The organism is Pseudomonas sp. Kh14 (assembly GCF_900291005.1).
Lineage (GTDB): Bacteria > Pseudomonadota > Gammaproteobacteria > Pseudomonadales > Pseudomonadaceae > Aquipseudomonas > Aquipseudomonas alloputida.
In genome coordinates this window covers 1-257 of sequence record NZ_OLKJ01000186.1, presented here as the reverse complement: position 1 = coordinate 257, position 257 = coordinate 1, and the positions used below count along the sequence as shown (strand labels likewise).

1 protein-coding gene is annotated in these 257 nt (G+C 45.9%); it reads left to right on the top strand.

Annotated features, from left to right (window positions below; genetic code table 11):
- Nucleotides 1–257, top strand: a 257-nt coding sequence (locus FQ668_RS27780) for an efflux RND transporter permease subunit (RefSeq protein WP_144180819.1), incomplete at both ends; no start/stop codon positions are given.

Here is a 257-nt window from a genome sequence, read left to right as displayed (position 1 = left end):
GGTCAATTCCGTGGGGAGGACGCATCAATCGTTGCGCTAAACCTACAATCTGATGCTAATGCATTAGAAAGTGGACAGGCAGTGATGGATTTGCTGGAGCGTCTAAGTGTCAATTTCCCTGAGGGAATGGCATATGAAACCAGTTATGACACGACGGTGTTCGTTGCAGAATCGATCAAGGGCGTAGTTAAAACACTGGTGGAAGCTATTTTACTGGTAATCGCAGTAACTTATCTGTTTTTAGGTAGTGCGCGAGC